General features: G+C 66.9%; 26 protein-coding genes and 1 tRNA gene. 11 read left to right on the top strand and 16 right to left on the bottom strand.

The window, feature by feature from the left end:
- Positions 1-126: 126 nt before the first annotated feature.
- The 3 genes from QX124_RS18705 to QX124_RS18695 are packed head-to-tail and all read right to left on the bottom strand — an operon-like array spanning position 127 to position 4110.
- Positions 127-2022: a heme biosynthesis protein HemY gene (locus QX124_RS18705; RefSeq protein ID WP_315797926.1), complete on the bottom strand. Its 1896-nt coding sequence runs from the start codon at positions 2020-2022 to the stop codon at positions 127-129.
- 7 nt (positions 2023-2029) lie between these two features.
- The gene (locus QX124_RS18700; RefSeq protein WP_315797925.1) at positions 2030-3331 is read right to left on the bottom strand and encodes a hypothetical protein; all 1302 of its coding nucleotides are present in this window, start codon (positions 3329-3331) and stop codon (positions 2030-2032) included.
- Positions 3332-3381: 50 nt separating this feature from the next.
- The gene (locus QX124_RS18695; protein WP_315797924.1) at positions 3382-4110 is read right to left on the bottom strand and encodes a uroporphyrinogen-III synthase; all 729 of its coding nucleotides are present in this window, start codon (positions 4108-4110) and stop codon (positions 3382-3384) included.
- A gap of 140 nt (positions 4111-4250) precedes the next feature.
- On the opposite strand from QX124_RS18695, the gene tsaD reads away from it, so the two are divergent.
- From tsaD to QX124_RS18675, 4 genes are all read left to right on the top strand, one after another.
- Positions 4251-5318, top strand: coding sequence for a tRNA (adenosine(37)-N6)-threonylcarbamoyltransferase complex transferase subunit TsaD (tsaD, locus tag QX124_RS18690; protein WP_315777336.1), 1068 nt, complete (start codon positions 4251-4253; stop codon positions 5316-5318).
- A 214-nt stretch (positions 5319-5532) separates the two neighbouring features.
- Entirely contained in the window at positions 5533-6513 is a 981-nt protein-coding gene (locus QX124_RS18685) for an NAD(P)H-dependent glycerol-3-phosphate dehydrogenase (protein ID WP_315797923.1), read from the top strand.
- Between the two features lie 312 nt (positions 6514-6825).
- The gene (locus QX124_RS18680; protein ID WP_315797922.1) at positions 6826-7239 is read left to right on the top strand and encodes an EVE domain-containing protein; all 414 of its coding nucleotides are present in this window, start codon (positions 6826-6828) and stop codon (positions 7237-7239) included.
- A 167-nt stretch (positions 7240-7406) separates the two neighbouring features.
- Positions 7407-7622: a dodecin family protein gene (locus QX124_RS18675; RefSeq protein WP_315777333.1), complete on the top strand. Its 216-nt coding sequence runs from the start codon at positions 7407-7409 to the stop codon at positions 7620-7622.
- Between the two features lie 226 nt (positions 7623-7848).
- Here the strand turns inward: QX124_RS18675 and QX124_RS18670 are convergent, their stop codons facing one another.
- The 5 genes from QX124_RS18670 to QX124_RS18650 form a co-directional block, all read right to left on the bottom strand.
- Positions 7849-8352, bottom strand: coding sequence for a DUF2059 domain-containing protein (locus tag QX124_RS18670; RefSeq protein WP_315797921.1), 504 nt, complete (start codon positions 8350-8352; stop codon positions 7849-7851).
- 1037 nt (positions 8353-9389) lie between these two features.
- Positions 9390-10892, bottom strand: coding sequence for an ammonium transporter (locus QX124_RS18665; protein ID WP_315777331.1), 1503 nt, complete (start codon positions 10890-10892; stop codon positions 9390-9392).
- Between the two features lie 39 nt (positions 10893-10931).
- Positions 10932-11270, bottom strand: a complete 339-nt coding sequence (locus QX124_RS18660; RefSeq protein WP_006611147.1) for a P-II family nitrogen regulator — start codon at positions 11268-11270, stop codon at positions 10932-10934.
- Between the two features lie 332 nt (positions 11271-11602).
- Positions 11603-12913: an ammonium transporter gene (locus QX124_RS18655; protein WP_315797920.1), complete on the bottom strand. Its 1311-nt coding sequence runs from the start codon at positions 12911-12913 to the stop codon at positions 11603-11605.
- A gap of 90 nt (positions 12914-13003) precedes the next feature.
- Entirely contained in the window at positions 13004-13342 is a 339-nt protein-coding gene (locus tag QX124_RS18650; protein WP_172112996.1) for a P-II family nitrogen regulator, read from the bottom strand.
- 247 nt (positions 13343-13589) lie between these two features.
- Between QX124_RS18650 and QX124_RS18645 the strand changes: the two genes are divergently transcribed.
- Positions 13590-14195 (top strand): GYF domain-containing protein, encoded by a 606-nt coding sequence (locus tag QX124_RS18645; RefSeq protein WP_315797919.1) that lies wholly within the window; start codon positions 13590-13592, stop codon positions 14193-14195.
- Positions 14192-14662 (top strand): zinc ribbon domain-containing protein, encoded by a 471-nt coding sequence (locus QX124_RS18640; RefSeq protein WP_315781738.1) that lies wholly within the window; start codon positions 14192-14194, stop codon positions 14660-14662. Before QX124_RS18645 ends, QX124_RS18640 begins: the two co-directional genes overlap by 4 nt.
- A gap of 25 nt (positions 14663-14687) precedes the next feature.
- Here QX124_RS18640 and tesB read toward each other — a convergent pair whose 3' ends face one another.
- Positions 14688-15560 carry an acyl-CoA thioesterase II gene (gene tesB / locus QX124_RS18635; protein WP_315770610.1) on the bottom strand — a complete coding sequence of 291 codons (873 nt, stop codon included), beginning with the start codon at positions 15558-15560 and terminating at the stop codon, positions 14688-14690.
- 155 nt (positions 15561-15715) lie between these two features.
- On the opposite strand from tesB, the gene QX124_RS18630 reads away from it, so the two are divergent.
- The gene (locus QX124_RS18630; RefSeq protein ID WP_315797918.1) at positions 15716-16936 is read left to right on the top strand and encodes a ubiquinone biosynthesis hydroxylase; all 1221 of its coding nucleotides are present in this window, start codon (positions 15716-15718) and stop codon (positions 16934-16936) included.
- Positions 16937-16939: 3 nt separating this feature from the next.
- On the opposite strand, the gene QX124_RS18625 is transcribed toward QX124_RS18630, so the two are convergent.
- From QX124_RS18625 to QX124_RS18615, 3 genes are read right to left on the bottom strand one after another with little or no spacing between them, the layout of a single operon-like run.
- A complete protein-coding gene (locus QX124_RS18625; RefSeq protein ID WP_315797917.1) occupies positions 16940-17869 on the bottom strand; it encodes an alpha/beta hydrolase in 930 nt (309 codons plus the stop codon).
- Positions 17870-17872: 3 nt separating this feature from the next.
- The gene (locus QX124_RS18620; RefSeq protein WP_006613415.1) at positions 17873-18070 is read right to left on the bottom strand and encodes a Trm112 family protein; all 198 of its coding nucleotides are present in this window, start codon (positions 18068-18070) and stop codon (positions 17873-17875) included.
- Between the two features lie 56 nt (positions 18071-18126).
- Entirely contained in the window at positions 18127-18669 is a 543-nt protein-coding gene (locus QX124_RS18615) for a TetR/AcrR family transcriptional regulator (protein ID WP_315740638.1), read from the bottom strand.
- 93 nt (positions 18670-18762) lie between these two features.
- Between QX124_RS18615 and QX124_RS18610 the strand changes: the two genes are divergently transcribed.
- The 3 genes from QX124_RS18610 (at position 18763) to QX124_RS18600 (ending at position 20598) form a co-directional block, all read left to right on the top strand.
- Complete coding sequence (locus tag QX124_RS18610) at positions 18763-19113, top strand: hypothetical protein (RefSeq protein WP_315797916.1); 351 nt, start codon at positions 18763-18765, stop codon at positions 19111-19113.
- Positions 19114-19459: 346 nt separating this feature from the next.
- Positions 19460-19756 (top strand): cupredoxin domain-containing protein, encoded by a 297-nt coding sequence (locus QX124_RS18605; protein WP_315740640.1) that lies wholly within the window; start codon positions 19460-19462, stop codon positions 19754-19756.
- Between the two features lie 11 nt (positions 19757-19767).
- Positions 19768-20598, top strand: a complete 831-nt coding sequence (locus QX124_RS18600) for an FTR1 family protein (RefSeq protein WP_315740641.1) — start codon at positions 19768-19770, stop codon at positions 20596-20598.
- On the opposite strand, the gene QX124_RS18595 is transcribed toward QX124_RS18600, so the two are convergent.
- Both QX124_RS18595 and trxA read right to left on the bottom strand, forming a co-directional pair.
- Entirely contained in the window at positions 20599-21273 is a 675-nt protein-coding gene (locus QX124_RS18595; RefSeq protein WP_315715855.1) for an LON peptidase substrate-binding domain-containing protein, read from the bottom strand.
- 46 nt (positions 21274-21319) lie between these two features.
- Positions 21320-22240, bottom strand: coding sequence for a thioredoxin (gene trxA / locus QX124_RS18590; protein WP_315797915.1), 921 nt, complete (start codon positions 22238-22240; stop codon positions 21320-21322).
- Positions 22241-22528: 288 nt separating this feature from the next.
- Between trxA and QX124_RS18585 the strand changes: the two genes are divergently transcribed.
- A tRNA-Gly gene (locus QX124_RS18585) sits at positions 22529-22603 on the top strand.
- A 37-nt stretch (positions 22604-22640) separates the two neighbouring features.
- Here the strand turns inward: QX124_RS18585 and QX124_RS18580 are convergent.
- Together QX124_RS18580 and pncB are read right to left on the bottom strand one after the other, a co-directional pair.
- The gene (locus tag QX124_RS18580; RefSeq protein ID WP_315797914.1) at positions 22641-24074 is read right to left on the bottom strand and encodes a caspase domain-containing protein; all 1434 of its coding nucleotides are present in this window, start codon (positions 24072-24074) and stop codon (positions 22641-22643) included.
- A 117-nt stretch (positions 24075-24191) separates the two neighbouring features.
- Complete coding sequence (pncB, locus tag QX124_RS18575) at positions 24192-25496, bottom strand: nicotinate phosphoribosyltransferase (RefSeq protein WP_315758706.1); 1305 nt, start codon at positions 25494-25496, stop codon at positions 24192-24194.
- Positions 25497-25512 lie beyond the last annotated feature (16 nt).

Raw genomic sequence — 25512 nt, 5'->3', positions numbered from 1 at the left:
GGCACGGGGACGGACGACGCGATCGCGCTCCTGATATCGGGCGAACGGCCCGTTGGCAAGGACAACGCGCGCCGCCGCGGCGCGGAAACGAACCGGTGTGACCCGGAACGGCGGGGCTGGTTGCCCTCAGCCGCCGAACCGTGACCAGAACCCGCGCCAGCCGCCGGCCTGGGCCTTGGGTGCGATCTGCTCGGCGAACTCGTCGCGGGGCTGGTCGTCGTCGTCGACGCCGGGATCGTCCGGCGGTCGCATGATCGGGACGATCGCCTGGATCGGCGTCTCCGCCGGCCTGGCGAGATCGTTGCGGGTGCGGAACAGCGGCGTCGGCGCGGTGGCCGCGGTCTCGGCCGGCTTGGCGGCCACGGCATCCGGCTCGGCCTCGGTCTCCGGCTCCGATTCGGCCTCGGCGGGGCCCGCGGCCTGCAGCGGCGGCGCCGGCTCGGAGGCGATGGCCGTGGCCTCGATCAGCCGGCTATCCTCAGCCGTGTCCACAGGGATATCCACGGGCTTGTCGACAGGCTTGTCCACGGCCTCGACCGGCTTTTCGGCCTGCTCGGGCTCGGCGGCCGCCGCCGGCCGCGGCGGCTCGTTGTCCTGCACGGCCGGCGTGATCACCACGGGCTCGGGTGTGGCCTCGCGCGGCGGCTCGACCGCGGCTTCGGTCACGGCGGGCCGGGCCGGCGGCGCCAGCACGGCTTCGGCGAAGGCCGAGCTTTCGATCACGCTGCTGCGCTCCGAGGGCAGGCTCGCCACCGGCGTCTGCCATTGGAAGGCGTCGAGCCGGCCGGTGACCGGCGAGATCGGCTGCCAGCGATCGCTGACATAACCGTCCGCGGTCCAGGCCGGGTCGTGGCGGGCGCGCACCGCGCGCAGCGCCCATTCCCGCGCCTTGCCGGCGTCGCCATGCTCGGTGCGCTCCAGCTCGGCCATCAGCATCGCCACGCGCTGGGTCGGGTCCTCCGTGAACGGCGCCAGCGCTTCGCGGGCGCGGCCGAATTCGGCGGCGTCGATCGCCGCGCGCGCCACCGCCAGCGCGCCTTCGACATGGCCGGGCGTGCGCGCGGCCAGGTTCTCCACCCGCGCCAGCCGCTGCGTGGCCGAATCGCCGAGCCGCACATGGGCGTAGGCGTCGGCGAGATCCGGATGCGGGCACGCCGCCCAGGCGGCCTCGATGATCTTCATCGCGCGCCGCACCTGGTGCGCCTCGCTCTCGAACTTCGCCGCGAGCACCGCGGCCGGCACCAGGGTCGGCGCCAGCTTCACCGCCTCCATCGCGCTCGAGCGCGACAGGTCGCGGTCGCCGGTCTCCAGCGCCAGCGCGCGCGCCGTCAGCAGCACGCCGCGCTGACGGCGGTAGGTCGGCTTGTCGATCATGCCGGCGGTGTAGTTGCCGTCGAGGATCGAAAGCGCACCGTCCCAGTCGGCCTCGGCGCAGCGGAAGCCGAGCACGGCATGCGAGGCCCAGGTGGCGTTGGGCGCCAGCCTGAGCGCCTCGTCGGCAATCATCACCGCGGCATAGGCGTCGTCGGCGCGCTGCGCCTCGATGAACAGGCCGCGCAGGCCGAGCAGGCGGGTGTCCTGGCGCTCGGCCATGGCGCGGAAGGCGCGCCGGGCGCCGTCGCGGTCGCCTTCGAGCTGCGCCGCCTGGGCGTGCAGGAGAAGCGTCAGCGGATCGTCGCCAGCCAGCCGCTTGGCGGTGTCGGCGTGCTGCCGCGCCGCGGTCGAATCGCCGTGGCCGATCGCGAGCAGGCCGTGGGTGATGGCGTGCCGTCCGCGCTGATGCCGGCGGGCGCGGTGCGCCTTGCGGATACGGCCGGGTGCCCGCAGCAGCGCGCTGATCAGGTTCCACAGCGCGACGCAGGCGGCGATGGTGAGGCCGAGCGCGAGCACGAACACCGGCAAGGTCATGGCGATCCGCCACGGGCCCCAATTCAAGACGACGTCGCCCGTCTGCTCGGCGACCCAGGCCGAGCCCGCAGCGGCGAGCCCGACCAGGATGAGGAAAATGACGATCCGGAACATGGGCGTCCTATTGCGCGGGTTTGGCGAGCGCGGTCATCGCGTCGTCGGCGAATTTGCGGGCGGCCGACAGCGCCGCGTCGCGGGCATCGGCGCGGGCGAGCCAGTCATTGGCGGGGGCGCGATCCCCAGGCGAGAGCCCCTTCAGCTCGCGGCGGGCCTCGGCGAAATCGTTGCGCAGCGCCGCCGCGGTGATCCGTGCCACGACCGCGCCGCGATCGGTGCCGGCGCCGTCGGTGCGCTCGACCTTGACCAGGCTCGAGGCGCCGGCCGAGAGCTTGCTGAGGATCGAGGTCCCCGTGGTGCTCTCGGGCGCCGGCGGCGAGAGCTTCGGCACGATGGTGAGCAGCTCGCGGCTCAGTGCCGCGGGGCTCGGCACGCCGGTCGTGGCGAACGCCTCCAGCGGCTTCAGCGCGGCCGCGTCGGGCGCCAGAGATTTGGCGGTGGTCAGCGCCGCTCCATAGGGATCGCCGTGACGGACGGCGACGTCGAGCAGGGTCGCGGCGACCACGCGGCGCAGCGGCGCGTCGTCGGCCGGCTTGGCCGCCTCTGCCGCCTCGGAGATCCTGGCGCGCTCCTGTGCCAGCGCCGCGCTCTGGCTCTTGCTCGCCCGCTCCAGCGCGTCGATGCGTGCGGTCAGGCCGGAGAGATCGACCGGCTCGGGTGCGGGCGCCGGCGCGGAGCCGTCGCGCGGCTGCGCCCGGACGTCGTTGAGGGCGGCCACGGTCTTGTCGGCCTGCGCGCGCAGGCCGGCGATGTCGTTACGCAGCGCTGCCATCGCCTTGTCGGCGGCATCGAGCCGGCCGGTCACGGCGCCATCCGGCTTGCCGATGCGCTGCTCCAGCCCGGCGACGCGGGAGGTGAGCTCGTCGACCGCCGTGGCTTGCGGCGAGATCGCCGAGGGCGGTGCGACCTGCGGCCAGCCCAGCATCCAGCCGACGCCGATGACCAGCGCGGCCGCGGCCGCGCCGGAGAACGGCGCGATGATCCAGGGCGAGATCGGGCGGGGTGGCGGCGTCATGCGCGGCGGCTCGGCCGCAGCAATGGTCTCCTCGGCCCTGTCATCGGCGGCAGCAGCCGCTTCGGCGTCCGGCGCCATATGCGGGTGCGATTCGGCGGCGGTCTCCGACGATCCTTCGGCCATCGCCGCCGCAGGAGCGGACCATGGCGAGGCGGTCGGCCGCTCGGCCGCGCTCTCGCTGGCCGACGGGCGCTCCTCGCGTGAGGTCGGCTCCAGGTCGATGGTCGGCGGTGGCCGTTTCGGCCGCCCGGTGTCGGAGGCCGGTGCAGCGGTGTCGGGTTCATCGACCATGGTGGAAGTTCCCTGGCTGAGGCAAGATTGAGCAGGCCCTCTTACGCCATTCACGACCGTAGCGCACGGGTCAGGCCCTCCAGCATGTCGTTTTCATCCGGATGCGCCGCGATTGTGACCTGGGTGGCGCCGGCCTCGCGCAGCACCTCGGCGACATTGGCCGACAGGCAGCCATGGGGCACCGCCAGCGCCGAGATTTCGACGCCATCGGCCCGGATGGCGGCCACGAATGCCGCGGCACTCCGCCGCGAATAATGCAGCACCGCCTCGATCCGGTTGGCTGCGAAGGCCGCGCAGACGTCGCGCGGCAGCGCCGCGACCGGCGCCATCCGATAGACGGTCTGGGTGACCACATCGAAGCCGCGCTCGGCGAGCTCGGAAGCGAGGTCGCGCGAGATGTCGGCGCCGGCGAGATAGAGCAGGGTGGCCTTGGCGTCGACGACGCCGCTGTCTGCGATCAGGTCGCGCAACGCCGCCGCATCGGCCGCGGCCGAGATCACCTGCGTGAAGCCGGCCTCGCGTGCGGCTGCGGCGGTCCGGTCGCCGACCGCGAACAGCGGCAGGCGCAGCAAGGCGGACGCCCTGAGCTGCGGCGCCGCCGCGCGCAGCGCGTTCGATGACGTTACGATGAGTCCGGCGGCATCGCCGCCGACGTCCGGCGGCATCGCGACCGGCTCGAAGCGCAGCATCGGCGCCAGCAGCACCTCGAAGCCGCGCGCGCGCAGGGCGCTCGCGGTGTGTTCATTGTCCGGGGCGGGACGGGTCACCAGCACGGCCATGTGCTATGCTCCCGTCGAACACGGATCGGCCGGGCTGCAACGGACGGACGATTGCACCTGGCGACCTCGTGGTGTTAGGCGGTTCTGCGCACTCATAATGACCAAAAGGGTTGAGATTGGGTAACGAATCGCAAACGCTCGTGCTGGGCATCGAAACCACCTGCGACGAGACCGCCGCGGCCGTGGTGGCGCGTGATTCGGACGGCAAGGGGCAGATCCTCTCCAACGTGGTGCGCTCGCAGACCGACGAGCACGCCATCTATGGCGGTGTGGTTCCAGAGATCGCGGCGCGCGCCCATGTCGACATGCTCGACCATCTCATCGACGCGGCGATGCGCGAGGCCGGCATCGACTATGCCGCGCTCGGCGGCGTCGCGGCGGCCGCCGGCCCCGGCCTGATCGGTGGCGTCATCGTCGGCCTCACCACCGCCAAGGCGATCGCGATGGTGCACGACACGCCGCTGATCGCGGTCAACCATCTCGAGGCGCATGCGCTGACGCCGCGCCTCACCGATGCAATCGACTTCCCCTATTGCCTGTTCCTGGCCTCCGGCGGCCACACCCAGATCGTCGCAGTCGCCGGCGTCGGCGACTACGTCCGGCTCGGCACCACCGTCGACGACGCGATGGGCGAGGCGTTCGACAAGGTCGCGAAGATGCTGGGCCTGCCCTATCCGGGCGGACCGCAGGTCGAGCAGGCCGCGCGCAATGGCGACGCCGCGCGCTTTGCCTTCCCGCGTCCGATGCTGGGCCGCAGCGATGCCAATTTCTCGCTGTCCGGGCTGAAGACGGCCGTGCGCAACGAGATCGGCCGGCTCGACAAGGTGAGCGAGCAGGACATCGCCGACCTCTGCGCCAGCTTCCAGGCGGCGGTGCTGGACTCGACGGCCGATCGCCTGCGCGTCGGCCTCGACCTGTTCAAGCAGCGCTTCGGCGCGCCGACTGCCTTGGTCGCCGCCGGCGGCGTCGCCGCCAACCAGGCCATTCGTGGCGCGCTCGACGACGTCGCGCAGCAGGCTGGCACGCGGCTGATCATGCCGCCGCCCGCGCTCTGCACCGACAATGGCGCCATGATCGCCTGGGCCGGACTGGAGCGCCTCGCGCTCGGCCTCGTCGATGGCATGGACGCCGCCCCGCGGGCGCGCTGGCTGCTGGATGCGAATGCCAGCGTGCCCGGCAAGTTCGCGAATACGCGCGCGGGGTTTTGAGGGTGATGGAATTGCTTTTTCATTCTGCACCAAGCGGCTGGATCGCCCTCGGCTGTGATGTGGCAAGCTCCTGCACCACACGCGGTGCGCTCCCCTCCCCCTTGCGGGGAGGGGTCGGGGGTGGGGGTGGCTCCATAAAGATTCTCGCTCGTGGCACCCCCCTCCCCAACCCTCCCCCGCAAGGGGGGAGGGAGCGCAGCCGAATCCGCGGCGAATGACTCGTTTCCAAACGATCTCCGTCATCGGCGCCGGTGCTTGGGGCACCGCGCTCGCCGCTGTCGCGGCGCGCGCCGGGCGTGACGTCACGCTCTATGCCCGCGATGCCGACCACGCCGCGCGCATCGGCGCTGCCCGTGAGAACCCGCGCCTTCCCGGCATTCCCCTCGCGTCGCGCATCGCCGTCACCGCCGATCTCGCCGAGGCCGCGCGTGCCGATGCCATCCTCATCGTCGTCCCCGCGCAGCATCTGCGCGGCGCCGTCATGCATCTCGCCCCGCTGCTTGCACCCGCCACGCCGCTCGTCGCCTGCGCCAAGGGCATCGAGCACGGCACCCATAAATTCATGACCGAGGTGATCGCGGAGGCCGCGCCGAACGCAGTCCCGGTGATCCTGTCCGGCCCGAGCTTCGCCGACGACGTCGCGCGCGGGCTCCCGACCGCGGTGACGCTCGCCGCGCCCGACGAGGCGCTCGCGGCTGATCTCGTCCATGCGCTGGGCTCGCCGACCTTCCGGCCCTATCACTCCACCGACGTGCGTGGCGTCGAAATCGGCGGCGCCGCCAAGAATGTGCTGGCGATCGCTGCCGGCATCGTTTCCGGCCGCAAGCTCGGCGCCTCGGCGCTGGCGGCGCTGACCACGCGCGGCTTCGCCGAGCTGGTGCGGCTCGGCCGCGCCTATGGCGCCCGCAGCGAAACGCTCACCGGCCTGTCCGGCCTCGGCGACCTCATCCTGACCTGCGCCGGCCCGCAATCGCGCAACTTCGCCGCCGGCCTCGCGCTCGGCCGCGGCGAGCCGCTCCCTGCTGGCAAGCTCGCCGAGGGACAATACACCGCGCCGGTGCTGGTCGAGCTCGCCGCGTCGCGCGGCGTCGAGATGCCGGTGGCGCAGGCGGTGGCCGCCATTCTCGCCGGCACCGTGACGATCGATGCCGCGATCGAGGCGCTGATGATGCGCCCGTTCAAGGCGGAGGAGTGAGCGTTCTGGCTGCGCACCACATTCACCCCTCACCCTGAGGAGCCCGCCGCAGGCGGGCGTCTCGAAGGGGGAGGCCCTGATCCGGCCTCATGGTTCTCGGGGCGATGCGAGAGCATCGCCTGAACGCGCCTGCGGCGCTCCTCACCATGAGGGTTGAGCGCAGAGACCGGCGCCGCGTCATCGCTGGGCAAAAGCGCAGCGCCCCGGCTCTAAGGTGTTGACCCGGCCGTTGTCGTCTTCTTTGATCCGGCCGCCGAGCGAGGCCGTATTCCGCTCGAGACTGGCGCGACGTGATCTGAGGATCTTGCACATATGAACTACTGGCTGGTGAAATCCGAACCCTCGGTATGGTCGTGGGACCAGCAGGTGGCGAAGGGGGCCAAGGGCGAAGCCTGGACCGGCGTGCGCAACTACACGGCGCGGCAGAACCTGGTGGCGATGAAGAAGGGCGACCTCGCCTTCTACTACCATTCCAACGAGGGCAAGGAGATCGTCGGCATCGCCGAGATCATCAAGGAAGCCTATCCCGACCCGACCGACAAGACGGGCAAGTTCGTCTGCGTCGACATCAAGGCGCACAAGCCCTTCAAGACCCCGGTGACGCTCGCCGCGATTAAAACTGACAAGAAGCTGTCGGAGATGGCGCTGGTGAAGCAGTCGCGGCTCTCGGTGCAGCCGGTGACGGCGGAGGAGTGGAAGCACATATGCAAGCTGGGCGGCGTGTAGGGCGCAAGGGCTTGTGAGACACGCAAGGCGTTAGCGCCATTCGTGGTAGCTCCGGACCTGCGGCTGCCATGGGCAGGCTGCGTCCTTTCAGGCGCCGCGCTATGATGCTACGTTCAGTTGTAGCAGGGAGCACCTGCTTCCTGCTCCATACCGAACAGGAGACCGACATGTCTGACAGCGTCTACAAAGTCATCGAGCTGATCGGTACCAGCAGCGAATCTTGGGAAAAGGCGGCCGCGAACGCGGTCGAACAAGCTGCGAAAACACTCCGGGACCTGCGCGTTGCAGAAGTCGTCAAGCTCGACATGCAACTCGATGCGAAGGGGAAAGTCGAAGCCTATCGGGCCAAGCTCAACGTGTCGTTCAAGTTCGAAGGCGCATGAGCTGACCATCGACCTGCGTTGTCGTTCGCCGGCGTATCGGCCGCGGCAAGGTTTGAGCCTGCAATCCGGTGTCGTGCCCGCCATCGGGGGCATGACCGTGGACGTCTCGGTTCGGCTTCCCGGGGGATGGCGAGGCGGGACGGACCACAAGCCTGTCATACGGAAATTGCCCGTCGCGCCGGTTATGTCGCAGGGCGCGCCGCTGCACGACGATCGGGAGTTCGGATCAGAGATCGAGACCTTTCTTCCTCAGTTCATCGACCATCTGCTTCCTGATCTCTTCGCCGAGAGCTTGACCAAATTTCTGCCCGGCAATGCTCGACTCCTGGGTGACGGACGGCAGCTTCTGCAGGACTCTTTGACCTGTCGGGGTCCTGTAGAACTCAGCCATGGTCCGGAGGTCGTCCGCCGAGAAGTTCCTGGCATAGACGACCGCGATCGCATCCGAGAATTCGGAAACCCTGCCCTGAAAGGCCTGGGTGAACTTCGGGATCAACGCATCATATTGCAGAGCGACCTCGGCGCGCCCCTGGACGATCGTCGGTCTCAGGTTCTTCAGAACGATCGGCAACAGGGCTGTCGCCTGGTCATTCAGATGCATCACGGAGACCAGCTCTTTCGCGGCCGCCAAGGACTCCTGTGATGTCGCTTGGGCTCTTGCCGATGGCGGGGTTGCGGCGGTGAGCCAAATGGCGGAGGCGACGACGACGTACCGACAGCGATGCTTCATCCTGATCCCCCATGTGCCGGCTGCAGCGGCGATCGCTGTTACGGCCGGGTTCCAATTCTTAAGATCAGCCGGAGCCAGCGAACAGTATTGCTAAGCTGTGTTTTCTGCCGCTGCAACCGGATTGGCATCCCCCGCGCTATTGTGCGGATCAAAGCCTGCTCGGTTGCCCGTCGGGCAGTTTCCGCATTCCCGGCATGCGCCAATTGCCCGTCGAGTTAGTTTGCCGCAGTCGCGCCGGCTTGTGTCGTCGGGCAAATCACCGTCACATTTCCGCGCATCCTGTTGCCGCATGAGGGGCGTTTCGCGACCGTCACGGACCGTTGGCAGTGGGAGGCGATGGGCGTGTGTTGCCGCAGCGTAGTTCAGTCTGCGCGGACGAACGGCGATGTACGCACGGTCAAGTCGCGCGGTCCTGATATCCCGATGCTGATATCAAGCGGGTGCTGATGCTAACGTGTCGCGCTCGTGATGGTGGCCAACAAGCCCGGCGCGCCAAGGAGAACGCGAAGCAGCCGTTAAAACCGTTGCGCAGGGAGGGCCGGGTGTGTTCGGCCAGACCTGTGGTACCTGCCGCCAGCATTTTCTTTCGCTGGCGGGCCACGGGCGCGGCCAGCGCCCGGCCTTCCCTGCGCCCTCATGATTCGAGGGCGGTGAGTTTCAGCACAGCTCGGGCGCATCGTGTCGCGAGAACGAGATTGTTCGCCTTCGAGCTGCTTCTCGGAGGCAACGCCGGGCGCGCCAACCACAGCTGTCGTCCCGGGCAAGCGCGAAGCGCGCCGACCCGGGATCCATAACCACAGGGTTCAGTTGTCTTGCACGGGACTCGCAGCCTGCCTCTTACAAACATCGCGCGGTATGGGTACCTGCGTTCGCAGGGACGACACCGGTTATTTGGCGCGCGCTCGGCCCTCACGATCCAAACAAAAAGAAAGGGGCCCCAGCTTGCGCTGGAGCCCCTCAACGGTCAGGGCATTGCCGGGTATTTGCCCGAACCGAAGTTGCGGACCTGGTCGCGTACGACCAAGTCCCGGGAGAACTCAGTAGTTGTAGGCGCGCTCGCCGTGGTCGGTGATGTCCAGACCCTCGCGCTCCTGCTCCACGGTCGGGCGCAGGCCGATGACCACGTCGACGACCTTGTAGAGGATCGCCGAGCCGACACCCGACCACACCAGCGTGGCGACGACAGCCTTGAGCTGCGCCAGCATCTGCGTGGCGAAGTCGTAGGTGCCGGCGTTGTTGCCGGTGATGTTGGTGTAGTCGGTGATGCCGACGCCGCCCAGCGCCGGGTTGACCAGGATGCCGGTGGCCAGAGCGCCGATGATGCCGCCGATGCAGTGCACGCCGAACACGTCGAGCGCGTCGTCATAGCCGAGCGCGTTCTTCACGGTGGAGACGAAGAACAGGCAGACCGGCGAGACGATCAGGCCGAGCACCAGCGCGCCGATCGGGCCGGCATAGCCGGAGGCCGGGGTGACGGCGACGAGGCCTGCGACCGCACCCGAGCAGATGCCGAGCAGCGAGGGCTTGCCCTTGACCGCCCATTCGCAGAGCAGCCAGGACAGCGCCGCACCGGCGGTGGCGACCATGGTGTTGACGAAGGCCAGCGCGGTGACGCCGTTCGACTCCAGGTTCGAGCCGGCATTGAAGCCGAACCAGCCGACCCACAGCAGCGCGGCGCCGATCATGGTCATGGTCAGCGAGTGCGGAGCCATCAGCTCCTTGCCGTAGCCGGTGCGCTTGCCGATCAGAACCGCGCCCACCAGACCGGCGATGCCGGCGTTGATGTGAACGACGGTGCCGCCCGCGAAGTCGAGGGCGCCAGCGCCGGCGAGCCAGCCGACAGCGCCGGTGACTTCGTCGAGCTTGGCCTGGGCAGCGGTCTTGGCGGCAGCGTCGCCAGCGGCAGCGAGAGCCTTGGCAGCAGCAGCGATGTCATCGGGAGCTGCGATGAACCAGACCCAGTGCGCGATCGGGAAGTAGATGAAGGTCACCCAGAGCAGGATGAACAGCATCACCGCCGAGAACTTGATGCGTTCGGCGAAGGCGCCGACGATCAGGGCCGGGGTGATCATCGCGAAGGTCATCTGGAACACGAAGTAGGCCAGCTCCGGGATCACCACGCCGTTCGAGAAGGTCGGAACGGTCGAGTTGGCGTCGACGCCGTGCAGGAAGGCCTTGGAGAAGCCGCCGACCCACGAGGTCATGCTGCCGCCGTCGGTGAAGGCGAGCGAGTAGCCGTAGAGCGTCCAGATCACGCCGACCATCGCAACGATGGCGAACACCTGCGTGAGGACCGAGGCCATGTTCTTGGTGCGGACGAGGCCGCCATAGAACAGCGCGAGGCCGGGGATGGACATCATCAGGACGAGCGCGCTGGACACGAGCATCCAGGCGACGTCGCCCTTGTTGGGAACGGGGGCGGCTGCGGCAGCGGCGGCAGGCGCGTCCTCGGCGAACGCCACATCGGCGAGGCCTGCGACGCAGAGCCCTGCAATTGCGAGCGTAACCCATCCCGCGCTGGTTGGACGCTTGAACGTCATTTTATTGTACTCCGTAAGTGTTCTGGTTTGAGCGCGAAATCAAAGGGCCGCAGCGTCCGCTTCGCCGGTGCGGATGCGCACGGCGTGGTCGAGGCTGATGACGAAGATCTTGCCGTCGCCGATCTGACCGGTCTTGGCGGCCGAGCTGATCGCATCGATGGTCTTGTCGACCTGGTCGGAGGGGATCGCGACCTCGATCTTGATCTTGGGCAGGAAGCTCACCGCATATTCGGCGCCGCGGTAGATTTCCGTATGACCTTTCTGACGGCCGTACCCCTTCACTTCCGTCACCGTGAGACCATGAACGCCGATGGCGGTCAGGGCGTCCCGGACTTCTTCGAGCTTGAATGGCTTAATGATCGCCATAACAATTTTCATGGGTCCTATCCCCGCTTGGGCCCGGCACGGACGTTACCGAGCGCTTCCTGTCGACTGAGGTTCACCACGCGGAGAAATCTTCACGACGCGGGCACAGCCGGGAGCGATAGAATCAAATGCCGTGCCAGACGGCTGGTCAGGGCTAACGAGCGGTGAATCCTGACCTTTTCACCCCTCACCGGGGGCATCAAAGGCTGCGCTATTCCGTCGCGCTCAAGGAATGGGCATGTATGCGCAAAAGTTGCGCATGTCAGGCTCAAGACACAATGCTGCTCACCGCGCGGGCAGAATCCCGCGACGCCGAACAGGTCAATTGGCGCCAATTGCTGCAGCTATTGCAGCGCCTCGCCATGCTGGGAGATGTCGAGTCCTTCCAGCTCGTGCTCGCGCGACACCCGCAGCGGCACGAAGGCGCTGACCAGCTTCAGGAGCCCCCAGGTGACGCCGCCCGACCACACCAGGGTGACGGCGACGCCGTAGAGCTGGGCCGCAAGCTGCTTCGGGTTGCCCTCGATCAGCCCGGCTGTGCCGCCGATCGCGGCGGTCGCGAACACGCCGGCCAGCAGCGTGCCGGTGAGGCCGCCGACGCCGTGGACGCCGAACACGTCGAGCGAATCGTCATAGTTGAAGCGGTGCTTCAGCGAGGTGCAGGCCCAGTAGCAGATGATACCGGCGAGCGCGCCGATCACCAGGCCATGCCAGGGGGCGACGAAGCCGGACGCGGGCGTGATGGTGCCGAGGCCGGCCACCGCGCCGGAGATCATGCCGAGCACCGACGGCTTGCGCCGCGTCGACCATTCCAGCGCGCCCCAGGTGACGGCGCCGGCGCAGGCGGCGAGATGCGTCGTGAGGATCGCCATCACGGCATGCGCATTCGCCCCGAGCGCCGAGCCGCCATTGAAGCCGAACCAGCCGACCCAGAGCAGGCCAGTGCCGACCACCGCGAGCGACAGATCGAACGGCGAAAGGTTCTCGCTGCCATAGCCCTGGCGGCGTCCCATCACCAGCGCCGCGACCAAGCCCGCGGTGCCCGCGGAGAGATGCACGACGAGACCGCCGGCGAAGTCGACCACGCCGGCCTGCGCGAGAAAGCCGCCGCCCCAGATCCAATGCGCCAGCGGCACATAGACGAAGATGAACCATGCGATGCTGAACAGGAGGTAGGCCGAGAAGCGCATGCGGTCGGCGACCGAGCCCGCCACCAGCGCCACCGTGATGATCGCGAACGTCATCTGGTACAGCATGAACAGCGACTCGGGGATCGTCTTGGCGCTGGGATGGACGCTGTCCATGCCCATGCCGGCGAGGAAGGCGCGGTCGAGCGAGCCGATCCAGGTGCCGTCGCCGACGAAGGCCAGCGAGTAGCCGAATGCGACCCACAGGATCGAGATCAGCATCACGGCTGCGAGGCTCTGCGCCATCGTCGCCAGCACGTTCTTCTTGCGCACCATGCCCGAGTAGAACAGCGCCAGACCGGGAATGGTCATCATCAGCACCAGAGCGGTGGCGACGATCATCCAGGCGGTGTCGGCCGGTTCGATCGTGGACGGCGCTGCGGCCGCTGCTGGCGTGGTGAAGGCAATCGCGCCCGCTGCAGCCAATGCTGCAGACGCGCGCAGGCAACGAGACGCGCAGGTCTCCATGACAGTCCCCCCGGCATGTCAGATGTTAGGATCTTGCAGTTCGCCGCGCCGTTGCGGCGGGCGTGCAGCCGTTGCGGCTGCTTGACGGGCTTAGAGTGCGTCGGTGTCGGTCTCGCCGGTGCGGATGCGGCGGGCATGATCGATTGGCGTCACGAAGATCTTGCCGTCGCCGATCTGGCCGGTGCGTGCGTGCGTCGTGATCACCTCGACCGCCTTCTCGGCGATGTCGGAGTTGACCGCGATCTCGATGCGCAGCTTGGGCAGGAAGTTCACGATATACTCGGCGCCGCGGTAGATCTCGGTATGGCCCTTCTGGCGGCCGTAGCCCTTGACCTCGGTGACGGTCATGCCGTGGACGCCGATCGCGGTGAGGGCCTGGCGCACCTCGTCGAGCTTGAAGGGTTTGATGATCGCGACGACGAGCTTCATGGGCGGGCCTTGGTTTCCTCGGGTCTGGGCAGCCTGCTTCTGAGGCAGGCGTCGAACGGCTGTTGTGGCCTGTTCCTAGGCAAATGGCACAAAAAGAGCGCAGCGTTAAGCGATATTTGATCGCCTATTGCTTGGATATCGTTCGGACAGCTAGTCTGAGCGCGACTCATTGCAGCGACCCCGCGCGCAGATTGAACGACGCTTTGCGGCTCATGTGCCACGAAAAACATTATTTTGGAGAGAAACCGTGGGCAATATTCCCGAGATCAATCCCCTTCCTTCCAGCACAAGTCCCGTTTCCGCAGTGCCACTGGATGCCCCGCCCCATCCGCTGGATGCGGAGTGGCACGTCCATATCAATGGACAGACCTACGGCCCTTACACCGGCCACCGCCTGGGTGAGTTCGTCAAGGAAGGCCGCATCGACAAGTCGACCCAAGTTCTCGCGGTCGGTAGCGAGGCTTGGTCCTTGGCTGGGCAAGACCTTCGTCTCGCCTCGCTGTTCAACCGGGCTCCGCCGCAAGCTCCGCCGATCTCCGCTGCAGCCGGCTCGACCGTTGTCCAGATAACCAACCAGATGGCGCCGACAGCCGTCCTTCTCGACGACACCGGAGTCTTCGGCGCGAAATCGCCGGGCGTCGCTCTGTTCCTTTCATTTCTCCTCTGCGGTGCGGGTCAAATGTACTGCGGCAGAGTCGGGAAAGGAATCCTGATGCTGATTGGGTGTATAGCTCTGTGGTTCATCTTTTTGGGATGGACAGTCTGGATTTGGTCGATGATCGATGCCTACGCGACGGCGAAGGACATGAACCTGCGATACCTGCGTCGCCTGCAGTCGGGCCAGCCAGTATGACGAAAGCTGCGCCCAATATTTCCTTTCAGAGCTGCCCGTCCTGCGGCTCCGCTTTGAGCGAAGGCGCGCTGACATGTGGCTATTGCGGCAGCGTCACTGCCGTCGAAAATATTTCGAGCCGCGTGAGATCTGAGTTCCGGTATTGGGTTGGACGGGCCGGGGCCTATCTGCAGGACCCCGCGGTTCTGATCTGGGTGCTTGCGACCGTTCCCGTACTGATCTTGCCACCATTACTGGCATTGATGATGTGTTTCAGAGGGAGCTGGAATAGCAGACGCGGCGATGCCGCTAGACAAGCTTACTTCTCTGTCTTCTCTGTTTCAGTCGTCGCCATCGTCAATATCGCGCTGAGCTTGATCTTTTGGCGCTGGCTGAGCGAGATATCGATGTCAGCAGGGCTGTCCTTTGGACTCTTTCTCAAGTCGCTGGGAATTGTTTCTCCAAGGGCGTCACTGCAGGCCATCTAACGTGTTCATTTACAACGGGCGCAGCTTACCGGCGCTCGCGGATCGAGCCCTCCTGCGCGACGGAGGCGACCAGCGTGCCGTCGGGCTTGAAGATCGAGCCGCGGGTCAGCCCGCGGCCGCCCTGCGCGCTCGGCGAATCCTGCGCATAAAGCAGCCATTCGTCGGCGCGGAACGGCCGGTGAAACCACATCGCGTGATCCAGCGAGGCCGGCATCATGCGCTTGTCGAACAAGGTGCGGCCATAGCGCGCCATGACCGCGTCGAGCAGCGAGAAGTCCGACGCATAGGCCAGCGCGCACATGTGCAGCGCCGGATCATCGGGCAGCTTCGCCGCCGTCTTGATCCAGACGTTGATGCGGCCATCCTCGATCTTCTGGCCGAAGTACCGGTTCAGTTCGACGGGGCGCAGCTCGATCGGCCGGTCGGATTCGTAGTAGCGGCGGATGAAGTCCGGCATCCTTTGGAAGACTTCCTGAAACATCGGCTGCTTGGAGATCTCCTCCGCCGTCAGCTTCTCCGGCGGCGGCACGTCCGGCATCTTGTCCTGGTGGTTGAATGCGCTGTCCTCGTCGCTGTGGAAGGACACCATGATCGAGAAAATCGCATTGCCGTGCTGGATCGCGGTGACGCGCCGGGTCGCATAGCTCTTGCCGTCGCGCAGGCGCTCGACCTGGTAGATGATCGGCACCTGCGGGTCACCGGGCAGGATGAAGTAGCAGTGCAGCGAATGCGGCAGCCGGCCCTCGACAGTGCGGCACGCCGCCATCATCGCCTGGCCGATCACTTGGCCGCCGAACACGCGCTGCCAGCTCGTCTTCGGGCTGTTGCCGCGGAACAGGTTCACCTCGATCGGCTCGAGATCGAGGATCGAGATCAGGTCGATCAGTCCCTTGGACATGGCGTGGTGCTTTCGCTGGCTCGGCCGTCAGCTCCGGCCCCGTTCCAGCGGGATCAGGCATCCGGAAATGACGGTCTCGGAGGGCAGACCTTGTTTCACGCCCCTGTTTCGCCCAGCTATACTCCACTCGCAAGAGTAACCGTGAGCAGGGCGGCATGACGACACAGCGAAGCATTGTCATTTGTGGCGGGGCGTTTGCCGGCCTGGCGCTGGCGTTGGCGCTCCGTCAGGGGCTTGGGCCCGAGGTGCCGGTGATCGTGGCCGATCCGGCGCTGGCGAACCGGCCGAGCCGTGATCCGCGCGCCAGCGCCATCGTCGCGGCCTGCCGCAAGCTGTTTGACGCGATCGGGGTCTGGGCCGATGTCGCGCCCGAGGCGCAGCCGATCCTCGACATGGTCATCACCGACTCCAAGCCCGAGGATGCGATCCGCCCGGCGTTCCTGACCTTTGCGGGCCAGGTCGAGGCCGGCGAGCCGTTCGCGCACATGGTCGAGAACCGGCTCTTGATCGACGCGCTGGTCCGGCATGCGGAGGCCGCAGGCGTCGAGCTCAAGGCGATGCCGGTGACCGGCTTTGCGACGCGGGCCGACGGTATTGCGGTGACTCTGGGCGACGGCAGCCAGCTCGAGGCGAGCCTGCTGGTTGCCGCTGACGGCGCGCGCTCGAAGCTGCGCGAGCGCGCGGGCATCCAGACCCATGGCTGGGACTATGACCAGTCCGGCATCGTCGTGACTATCGGTCACGAGCGCGACCATGGCGGCCGCGCCGAGGAGCATTTCCTTCCGCCCGGACCATTCGCGATCCTGCCGCTGACCGGCAAGCGCTCCTCGCTGGTGTGGACCGAGCGGCGCGCCGAGGCGAAGCGCCTCGTCGCGCTCAGCGCGGATGAATTCCAGGCCGAGCTGGAGAAGCGCGCCGGCCTGCATCTCGGCGAGTTGAAGGTGCTCGACCAGCCGCGCGCGTTTCCGCTGTCCTACTTCGTCGCCCGCTCGTTCATCGCGCCGCGGCTGGCGCTGGTCGGCGACGCCGCCCATGTGATCCACCCCATCGCGGGGCAGGGGCTCAACATGGGGCTGAAGGACGTCGCCGCACTGGCCGAGGTCGTGGTCGATGCGGCAAGAGTGGGAATCGACCCGGGGCAGGTCGATGTCCTCGAGCGCTATCAGCGCTGGCGCCGCTTCGACACGATGGCGATGGGCGTCGCCACCAACTCGCTGAACTTCCTGTTCTCCAATAAATCGACGCTGTTGCGGGCCGTGCGCGACATCGGCCTTGGGATCGTCGATCGCGCGCCGCCGTTGAAGGAGCTGTTCATCAAGCAGGCCGCGGGGCTCACCGGCGAGATGCCGCGGCTGCTGAAGGGCGAGGCGCTTTGAGGTTCAGCGCGGGCCTGCGGCGGCGATGAAACCGGCGACGGCGTCGATCATGTCGGGGTCGAGCGGGCGGTCTGGATCGTTGTAGGAGGCGAGGTTCTCGTCCTCGTTGGCGACGTCGACCAGAACGTGGTTCATCTCCGGCAGCCACAGCGACTTGGCGGCCGGTGCGGCGGCGGCGAGCGCGACCATGTCGAGGCGTGCGATCTGGTGGTCGCGAGCGCCGCCGACGATCAGGATCGGGATCGTGAGCTGCTTGAGCGGATCGATCGGATCCTCGGCGAAGGCGGAGCCGGTGCTGGGCTGCATGCTCGGGGCGATCGGCAGCTCGGGCGGTGACGGGTCCACGATCTGCCCGGCCATGATGGCATCGATCGCCTTGGCGACCGGCTCCATCTTCGCGGCCGGCAGCTTCTTCTCGAGTTGCGCCTTGAGCAGATCGCCCTGCCGCCGCGCCGACGACGCGAGCAGGACGAGACGGTCGACCGGGGTGCGACGGGCGGTGAGGATGGCGACCAGGCCGCCCTCGCTGTGGCCGACCAGGACGATCCGGGCGAACTTGCCGCGCAGGAAGTCGACCAGCGCGGCGGCGTCCCCGACATAATCCTTGAAGCGGAAGTCTTCCGGGCGGCCGAACTCCGCCTTCCAGCCGCGCGCGCCGCGCTTGTCGTAACGCAGGCTGGCGATGCCGCGGGCGGCGAGCTGCTCGGCGAGCTTCTTCAAGGTCGCCGGCTTGAGCTGCGGCCCATTGCCGTCCCGGTCCGTCGACCCGGAGCCGGCGATCAGCAGCGCCACCGGAGGGCGCTCGACGCCCGCTGGCGTGGTCAAGACGGCGTCGAGTGCGCCAATGCGGACGGCGCTCTCCTCGGCAGAGACCACCGAGGTGAGGGCCATCAGCGCCACGGCGAGTGCGCAGCGGATCACGACGGGCCGCATCGGTCAGTCGATCTTCCGCGCTTCCTCCGGCAGCATGATCGGGATGCCGTCGCGGATCGGGTAGGCGAGCTTCGCCGACCGCGAGACCAGCTCCTGCTTCGCCGCGTCGTATTCCAGCGGGCCCTTGGTCATCGGGCAGACCAGGATCTCGAGCAGTTTGGGATCGACGGAATTGGCGGGGCGTTCGAGCGGGGCGTTCATGGCAAGGGTCTCCGGCGGGCGCCTCTGTAGCATATCGTCCGCCTGGTTGTCGTCCTTCAAGGCTTGTGCAGGGCGATCCGGATCAGCTCGTCGATGACCGTGTCCAGTTGCTGGGCCGGCAACGGCCGATCCGACAGCGCGTGGCCGAGGAAGGCCCAGTACAGCACCTGGGCGCGTGCGTGCGCGATCGCCGGCATCAGTCCTTCGGCTGAAAGCAGGCTCTCGACATAGCCCAGCCGGCGTCTGTCGATGGCCTGGACGGCCTGGCGCGCGGCGGGGTCGGATCCGGCCCAGCTGCGCACGGCGCGCTCCAGGGTGAGTCTGACGGTGAACGCGCGCCGGAGGAGCACGGCAATCGCCGGCTGGTCGCCGGCGCTCGCCTCCACCCCGGTGATGATCTGCTCGGCCGCAATCTCCCGCCACTTTTTGAGGAGGGCGGCGTGAAACGCGGCCACATCGGCGAAATGCCAGTAGAAGCTGCCGCGCGACACGCCCATGGCTTTCGCCAGCGGCTCCGCCTTCAGCGCGGTGAAGCCCCGGGTGGCCAGCACCTTCAATCCCTGTGTCAGCCAATCGTCGGCGGAGAGCTGATCGGTCATGTCGTCACCATCAGGGCGACCATACATAACTGTATTGACGGCCGCCAGGGCTTCGTGCAACCTCTCCATACATAACTGTATGGAGGTTGTGCCATGCGCGATGCGCTGCTCGTAACCGCGGGGCTGATGGCGATCACCGTCGCCGTGATCCATGGCGTGCTCGGCGAGACGATGGTGTTCGCGCGTGCCACCATCTCGCCGGAGCGGTTGCGAACCCTGCTGCGGCTGGTCTGGCAAACGGGCACGGTGGCGTGGATCGGCTGTGGCGTGCTGCTCGCGGCCGCCCCGCGAATGGCGTCGGAATCGGCGCGGCATTGGACGGTGGTCACCGTCATCGTCGTGTTCACCTTCGCTGCAGGCGCCAATGCGCTGGCGACGCGCGCGCTGCATTTCGGCTGGATCATGCTCGCCGGCGTGGTCCTCCTCGCCATCGCCGGCTACTGATGCTGCGAATCCGGTCGACATAGCCGCGGCACAAACTCGGCGAGATGACGGCATTGCGACGCTTTGCAACCGCTGCATCGCCTTAACTGCCGTTCGGCCGCACTCCGTTCACCGCGAGGCCACTGCCACGACACATTCGCCAAGAATGGTTCTAACTTAGAAGGAGTCTCTTTGCAGACACGGCGGCGAGCCGCTTAGTTGTTCGTCGTCGCGAACGGGTGCCCGGCGTCGACATCGATCCGGGCGCGCAACCGTTCTCCGATTTGCTTGTCGGGATAGGAGAGGGGACGGATCGATGTTGGTCGACGTGGTGCGGAAGTTGGTCGTCGTAGGTGGAAGCGTCGGCATGCTGCTGATGGCAGCGCAGGCGCACGCCGGGGAATCGAACGAGATCTGCCTCACCTATGCCAATGGTCAATTCGAGCCCAAGGAGCCGACCGTTCCTGCCGACGCGCCGCTGACGATCCGCGTCAAGAACATGGAGAGCAAGGCCATCGAGTTCGAGAGCGAGACCCTGAAGGTCGAGAAGGTGATCGCGGCCAACAGCGAGGCGGTGCTCAACGTCCGCGCCATGAAGTCCGGGCGGTACGAGTTCTATAACGACTTCAATGAAAAGGCCCGCGGCTTCGTCAACGTCCAATAGGTCCAGATCCCATGCTCGCCGCCCTGATCATCGTCTTCCGCGAAGTGTTCGAAGCCGGCCTGATCGTCGGCATCGTGCTTGCCGTCACCAGCGCGGTCCCGCATCGCCTGCGCTGGATCGGCGCGGGGCTGTTTGCCGGCCTGGTCGGCGCATGCATCGTCGCGGCGTTCGCGGGCACGCTGACTCAGCTATTCGAAGGCATGGGACAGGAATTGTTCAATGCAGGGGTCCTGTCGGCTGCCGTGATCATGCTGACCTGGCACAATGTCTGGATGGCCCGGCACGGCCGCGAGATGAGCAACGAGTTGCGGACGATGGGCCAAGCGGTGGCCGAAGGCGCCAAGCCGCTGGTCGCGCTGGCGACCGTGATCGCCATCGCCGTGTTGCGCGAGGGCAGCGAGGTCGCGCTGTTTCTCTATGGCGTGGCGGCCTCCGGTGACGGCGGCGGGCGGGCGCTGCTCGGTGGCGGCGTCCTCGGCCTGCTGCTCGGCGTTGCCGTCTGTCTCGCGACCTATCTCGGCCTGATGCGCATCCCGCCGCGCGCCCTGTTCAAGACCACCACCGTGCTGATCACCCTGCTGTCGGCGGGAATGGCCGCGCAGGCGGTGTTCTTTCTCGCCCGCGCCAACTGGCTGACAACGTTCGACCAGGTGGTGTGGGATTCGAGCGCGGTTCTGCCCGAGCGTGGCGTCGCCGGACGGACCCTCAAGGCCCTGATCGGCTATACGGATCAGCCCACCGCGATGCAGCTCGCGGTTTACATCGGGGTGATCCTCGCCACCATCGCGCTGATGCGTCTCACGGCGGCGCCGCCAGCGCCGCGTGCGGCCGCCGCCGAATGATCATTGCAGCGGCGGATCACCCGAGGTCCGCTTCTTGGCGAGATCCATCTCGGTCACGGCGATGAGGATTTCGGCGCGGGTCTTGAGGTCCGGCGCCTCGAGCATCGCCTGCTTCTCCGCCGGGCCGTAGGGCGACATCATCGCCAGCGCGTTCACGAGCGCTTCGTTCGGCGCCGCTTCGATGCCGGCCCAATCGACCTTGAGATTGTTGGCCTTGAGGAAGTCGGTGAGCACCGCGAGCAGCGCCTCGCGGTCGACCGCGTCCTCACCCTTGCGTGCCGTGAAATCATCGACGAACGGGAAATAATCGACCTTGCACTGCCGATAGGGCGTAAGCACCGTCATTTCCTCGACCACCTTGAAGCGGGACACGCCGGTGAGCTCAAGGATGTAGCGGCCATCGCCGGACTCGGCGAGCTGCGTGATCCGGCCGACGCAGCCGACCTTGAACAGCACCGGCCGCTCCTCGCTGGAGGAATGCGTGACGTCGGGTTGGATCATGCCAATGAGCCGATGGCCATCGCGAAGCGCATCGTCGACCATCGCGAGATAGCGCGGCTCGAAAATGTTGAGCGGCATTTGGCCGCGCGGCAGCAGCAAGGCTCCCGCCAATGGAAACACCGGAACGATCTCCGGCAGCTCGGCGGGACCGCGATATTCGGCATTGATCGGCATGCGATACCTCGTGTCCGCTGGAACGAGCGCGTCCCGTCCAGCCGGGTTACGAAAACAGGATCGTCGACAGCCGCTTGCGGCCCTCGATGGTGGCCTCGTCTGCGCCGCCCCAGGCTTCGAAGAACTGCACGAGCTGCTTGCGCGCGCCGTCGTCGTTCCATTTGCGGTCGCGCTTCACGATCTCGAGCAGCTGGTCGGTGGCTTCCTTCCGCTTGCCCGCGGCGTTCAGCGCCGTCGCCAGGTCAAAACGCGCCTGGTGGTCGAGCGGATTGGCGGCGACCTTCTGTTCGAGCTCGCCGACTGGCCCGAGCGACTGGGCTTGCTCGGCCAGATCGATCGCGGCCTGCACGGCGGAGACCGCCGAATCGCTACGCTTGGCGTCCGGGACCATCGCAAGCGTCTGCTTGGCCTCGTCGATCGCGCCGAGCTCGACCTGGCACTTCGCAAGCCCGGCGATCGCCGGGATGTTGGCGGCATCGACCGCGAGCACCTCGGCATAGATCTCGGCCGCGCCGGCCGCATCGCCCTCGGCGAGTGCGGCTTCGGCTTCCTTGAGGATTTCGGCGATGTCGGGCTCGCCGACGCCCGGAACGCCCTTGGTGATCTTTTCGATGAAGGCGGCGACCTGGCTCTCGGGCACGGCACCCATGAAGCCATCGGCGGGCCGTCCGCCGACGAACGCGATCACGGCCGGGATCGACTGGATCCCCATCTGGCCGGGAATGGCCGGATGCTCGTCGATGTTCATCTTGACCAGCTTGACCTTGCCGTTGGCGGCCTTGACGGCCTTTTCCAGGATGGGCGTCAGCTGCTTGCACGGTCCGCACCACGGCGCCCAGAAGTCGATGAGGACCGGCTGCCGCTTCGATTCCTCGATGACGTCCTTCACGAAGCTCTGCGTCGTGGTGTCCTTGATCAGATCCGGCACCTGCGGCGCCGCTCTGCCGCCCTGCTCAACAATGGTCACGGGGTCCCTCGTCCGAAAAATTCCGATGGACGGCGACCGGGAACCGGCCGCCGCCGCGCCTCAATACACGTTTTCTCTCGCTTTAAGTGGCGGTCCAGCTGGAAATTTCAATCAGCGCCCATCGCGGCCCGGTGATGGGCAGGTTTGGGCCCGGTTCGGCCGGCCCCGACCGCAAAAATTTGAACGTCGTCGGCGTACGAAACCTGTCGCAGACCTGTTGCATTCGTCCGCGGCATTTGGCATAGGTCTGCCCGTCGCTGGCGGCCACGCCGCCAAGGCGTCACGGATGCGGGTGTAGCTCAGTGGTAGAGCACGACCTTGCCAAGGTCGGGGTCGAGGGTTCGAACCCCTTCGCCCGCTCCAAAAATTCCGCTCCGTTTCCCTCTCGCCTTATGCCTCATCATTTCGTCGGCGGGGATTTGTCCCAGGCCGCGAGTGCGTCGGCGAATACCCGATCTCCACTGGGACCTTTGCCGATGGCGAGGATGCCCCGGCGCTGGTTCGCATAGACGACCGGGATGTCGAACCATTCGCGCCGTGCGAGGAGTTCCTCGTTGCGCGCGCGATCGGCCTCGACGTTGGACAAGCCCACCAGGAATGAACCTTCGGTGATCTTGACGGAAAGCCCGGCAAGCGGCGTCCCGCGCGACTTCTCATCCGTCTTCATCAGCATTCCCGGGACGCTGCTGATGCCGCCACCGACGAAGTCGGCAGCGGGCCTGAATGTGAGCTCGGCGACATGGCTGGCCGGCAGGCTGGGATCGTCGTTGCGGCGCAGCTGCAGGCTGACCTTCAGCTTGCGCTCGGGAATGTCGATCTCGCCACGGATCACCGGCATGAGCCGTCCTGATTGTGCGTTCTTGACCGTCTCGGTCCGCCAGGTGATCGAGCCGGAATAGCGCCTACCCTTGGGGTCTGAGAGATCCTCATCATACAGCACGGCAAGTCCGGGCGTCCGCGCATCTGCCGCGTCGGACGAGGCGGTCGGGCTCGAAACGGGAGCGCTGCTCCGGGCGGCGTCAGGGCCGGCCGGCTGCGCCGGCTTCGCGGCGGCGCCGCTCAGTTGAGCGCCGCTGTCGATCGACGTGAACATCACGAGCGGCCGCTGCGCTCCGCTGGTGGCGCGCTCCACCGCGGCGTCGGTCTGGTTGAGGATCTCGATCAGACGTTGGCCAGGCTGCTGGAGCGCCTCTGCAAGGGCTGCGGCGAACACGCCGTGGCCGTCCGGGCCGCGCTGTCCTGCCGTCCCGGCCTGTGCGGCAAAGGAGATCACGGTCCGTGCGGAAACGTCGACCGGGACGAGGCCGGCGGCAAGACCGGCGATGCCGCGCCCGGCGAACGGATTGGAGCGGAAGGCGTCGAGAATGATCACGTTCTGCCGGGGGCTCGATCCGCCCAGCTCGCGCAGAATCGCAGTCAGGTCGCGCAGCTCGGTGTTGAGATCCGCAGCTGTCGCCGGTGCCGCGTCGACCGGGACGAGATAATCGGCGCCGCCCAGGTTGAGCCCATAGCCGGCATAATAGATCAGCGCGACGTCGGCGTCGGCGATCCGGCCCTTGAACTCGGCAAGCGCGCGATCAAAGCCTCGCCTGTCGAGGTCGATCTGCGCGGCATCGCCGCTCAGGGTGAAGCCGAGCCGCGACAGGCTGTCGGCGATCAGCCGGGCATCCGCCGCCGGCTCGTCCAGCAGTGGCGCGCGCTCGTGAATGGAGTTGCCGATCACCAGCGCCACGCGCTTGTCGGCGGCAGCGGGCTCGGTCGAGATCAGGATCGCGCCGACGACAAGGATGGTTGCAGATAGTAGCTGTCCAACTCGGCCGATCACCCGACGCATGCCAACGATCTCCTGTCACCCGATCTGCGCGCTTGTGCAACAATTTTACCGCATTTCGAACAAAACAGGAACAAGAAACGTGGCAGGAAAGAGAAGTTGCCGTGGGCTGTCGGCCGCCTAGACGACCACCGGCGTGCGCACCCGGCCGGCATCGCCGAACACGCGGAGATAACGGGCGATCTCGGCGGGATCGCCGGTCGCCTTCTCCGGGTTGTCGGACAGCTTCACGGCGGGATGCCCGTCTGCCGACGTCACCTTGCAGACCAGCGAGATCGGATCGAGGTCGACCGAGCCGTCCGGCGAGCAGCCGACGAAATCGTTGGTCAGGTTGGTGCCCCAGCCGAACGACAGCCGCACCTGATCGGAGAATCGATGATGGAGCTGCTCGATCGATTCGACGTCCATCGCGTCGGAGAACACGAGCAGCTTCTGCTTGGGATCGCGCCCCTTCGATTTCCACCAGGCGATGATCTCCTCGCCGGCCTGGATCGGCGGCGCGCTGTCGGGACGGAAGCCGGTCCAGTCGGCGACCCAGTCGGGTGCGTCGCGCAGGAAGGCCTTGGTCCCGAACGCGTCGGGCAGCGCGATCAGCAGGTTGCCTGCGTAGGTCTGCCGCCACTGGTCGAGAATGCGATACGGCGCGAAGCGCAGCTCGTCATCGTCCTTGGCGAGCGCCGCCGCGACCATCGGCAGCTCATGGGCGTTGGTGCCGATGGCTTCGAGATCGTTGTCCATCGCCAGCAGCACGTTGGAGGTGCCGGTGAACGACGAGCCGAGACCTTCCTTGACGGCCTCGACGCACCAGCGCTGCCACAGGAAGCCGTGGCGGCGGCGGGTGCCGAAATCCGACAGCCGCAGCCCCTCGAGCTTGCGCAGCCGCTCCACTTTGGCCCACAGCTTGGCCTTGGCGCGGGCGAACAGCACGTCGAGTGCGAACCGGCCCTGGCCCTTCATGGCCTGGCGCGAGCGCAGCTCGTTGACGATCGCGAGCGCCGGGATCTCCCACATCGTGGTGTGGGTCCAGGGTCCGTGGAAATGCAGCTCGTACTGGCCCTCCGACTTGCGCAGCTCGTATTCGGGCAGGCGGAAATTGGCGAGCCAGGCGATGAACTCCGGCGAGAACATGTGGGTCTTGCCGTAGAACGTGTTACCGGCAAGCCAGATCAACTCCTTCTTGGCGAAGCGGATGGTGCGGGCGTGATCGAGCTGGGCGCGCAATTCGCCTTCGTCGATGACGTCGCCGAGCCGCACCCGCCGGGTCCGGTTGATGACCGAGAAGGTCACCTGCTGACTCGGGTAGAACTCCCGAATCATCTGCAGCATCAACAACTTGTAAAAATCGGTGTCGAGCAGGCTGCGCACGATCGGATCGAGGCGCCAACCGTGATTATAGGTTCTGCTCGCGATGTCTGTGACTGTCATGTGATCGTTTTACAGC

This window comes from Bradyrhizobium sp. SZCCHNRI3043 (genome assembly GCF_032377735.1).
Classification (GTDB): Bacteria; Pseudomonadota; Alphaproteobacteria; order Rhizobiales; family Xanthobacteraceae; genus Bradyrhizobium.
This window is presented reverse-complemented; position numbering and strand designations above follow the sequence as displayed.

What these genes read in the sequence shown, in the direction of transcription:
- QX124_RS18705 (WP_315797926.1), bottom strand. Translation starts at nt 2,022, where the DNA reads ATGTTCCGGATCGTCATTTTCCTCATCCTGGTCGGGCTCGCCGCTGCG.
- QX124_RS18700 (WP_315797925.1), bottom strand. Translation starts at nt 3,331, where the DNA reads ATGGTCGATGAACCCGACACCGCTGCACCGGCCTCCGACACCGGGCGG.
- QX124_RS18695 (WP_315797924.1), bottom strand. Translation starts at nt 4,110, where the DNA reads ATGGCCGTGCTGGTGACCCGTCCCGCCCCGGACAATGAACACACCGCG.
- QX124_RS18685 (WP_315797923.1), top strand. Translation starts at nt 5,533, where the DNA reads ATGACTCGTTTCCAAACGATCTCCGTCATCGGCGCCGGTGCTTGGGGC.
- QX124_RS18680 (WP_315797922.1), top strand. Translation starts at nt 6,826, where the DNA reads ATGAACTACTGGCTGGTGAAATCCGAACCCTCGGTATGGTCGTGGGAC.
- QX124_RS18675 (WP_315777333.1), top strand. Translation starts at nt 7,407, where the DNA reads ATGTCTGACAGCGTCTACAAAGTCATCGAGCTGATCGGTACCAGCAGC.
- QX124_RS18670 (WP_315797921.1), bottom strand. Translation starts at nt 8,352, where the DNA reads ATGAAGCATCGCTGTCGGTACGTCGTCGTCGCCTCCGCCATTTGGCTC.
- QX124_RS18665 (WP_315777331.1), bottom strand. Translation starts at nt 10,892, where the DNA reads ATGACGTTCAAGCGTCCAACCAGCGCGGGATGGGTTACGCTCGCAATT.
- QX124_RS18660 (WP_006611147.1), bottom strand. Translation starts at nt 11,270, where the DNA reads ATGAAAATTGTTATGGCGATCATTAAGCCATTCAAGCTCGAAGAAGTC.
- QX124_RS18655 (WP_315797920.1), bottom strand. Translation starts at nt 12,913, where the DNA reads ATGGAGACCTGCGCGTCTCGTTGCCTGCGCGCGTCTGCAGCATTGGCT.
- QX124_RS18650 (WP_172112996.1), bottom strand. Translation starts at nt 13,342, where the DNA reads ATGAAGCTCGTCGTCGCGATCATCAAACCCTTCAAGCTCGACGAGGTG.
- QX124_RS18640 (WP_315781738.1), top strand. Translation starts at nt 14,192, where the DNA reads ATGACGAAAGCTGCGCCCAATATTTCCTTTCAGAGCTGCCCGTCCTGC.
- tesB (WP_315770610.1), bottom strand. Translation starts at nt 15,560, where the DNA reads ATGTCCAAGGGACTGATCGACCTGATCTCGATCCTCGATCTCGAGCCG.
- QX124_RS18630 (WP_315797918.1), top strand. Translation starts at nt 15,716, where the DNA reads ATGACGACACAGCGAAGCATTGTCATTTGTGGCGGGGCGTTTGCCGGC.
- QX124_RS18625 (WP_315797917.1), bottom strand. Translation starts at nt 17,869, where the DNA reads ATGCGGCCCGTCGTGATCCGCTGCGCACTCGCCGTGGCGCTGATGGCC.
- QX124_RS18620 (WP_006613415.1), bottom strand. Translation starts at nt 18,070, where the DNA reads ATGAACGCCCCGCTCGAACGCCCCGCCAATTCCGTCGATCCCAAACTG.
- QX124_RS18615 (WP_315740638.1), bottom strand. Translation starts at nt 18,669, where the DNA reads ATGACCGATCAGCTCTCCGCCGACGATTGGCTGACACAGGGATTGAAG.
- QX124_RS18610 (WP_315797916.1), top strand. Translation starts at nt 18,763, where the DNA reads ATGCGCGATGCGCTGCTCGTAACCGCGGGGCTGATGGCGATCACCGTC.
- QX124_RS18605 (WP_315740640.1), top strand. Translation starts at nt 19,460, where the DNA reads ATGCTGCTGATGGCAGCGCAGGCGCACGCCGGGGAATCGAACGAGATC.
- QX124_RS18600 (WP_315740641.1), top strand. Translation starts at nt 19,768, where the DNA reads ATGCTCGCCGCCCTGATCATCGTCTTCCGCGAAGTGTTCGAAGCCGGC.
- QX124_RS18595 (WP_315715855.1), bottom strand. Translation starts at nt 21,273, where the DNA reads ATGCCGATCAATGCCGAATATCGCGGTCCCGCCGAGCTGCCGGAGATC.
- QX124_RS18580 (WP_315797914.1), bottom strand. Translation starts at nt 24,074, where the DNA reads ATGCGTCGGGTGATCGGCCGAGTTGGACAGCTACTATCTGCAACCATC.
- pncB (WP_315758706.1), bottom strand. Translation starts at nt 25,496, where the DNA reads ATGACAGTCACAGACATCGCGAGCAGAACCTATAATCACGGTTGGCGC.